Raw genomic sequence first — 315 nt, forward strand, 5'->3', positions numbered from 1 at the left:
TACAAAAGTTGTTCGAGATGCAACGCCAGCTGGACGAATACATCGAAAGAGAGCATCCAAGACAAGAAGGTGAGGATAGATTAAGCAAGAAAATCCTTGCATTGATGGTGGAGCTTGGGGAGTTGGCGAATGAATGGCGTGGGTTTAAGTTTTGGAGTCATGACCAAGTTCCAAGAACACGCGTGTTAGTGAACCGCACAACAGACGACATTGGATTTAAAAACATTGGCCCGGAGCATATTAAAAACCCACTACTAGAAGAATACGTAGACGGTTTGCATTTTCTTTTGTCTATCGGATTAGAAATCGCAGAGC

Annotated in this window: 1 protein-coding gene; it reads left to right on the forward strand. The window is 43.5% G+C overall.

Annotated features, from left to right (window positions below; genetic code table 11):
• Window positions 1-8: 8 nt before the first annotated feature.
• On the forward strand, window positions 9-315 hold a 307-nt coding region (locus tag DSM465_RS19210), incomplete at its 3' end, for a dUTP diphosphatase (RefSeq protein WP_236620399.1).

Source organism: Geobacillus thermodenitrificans subsp. thermodenitrificans DSM 465, from assembly GCF_000496575.1.
Classification (GTDB): domain Bacteria; phylum Bacillota; class Bacilli; order Bacillales; family Anoxybacillaceae; genus Geobacillus; species Geobacillus thermodenitrificans.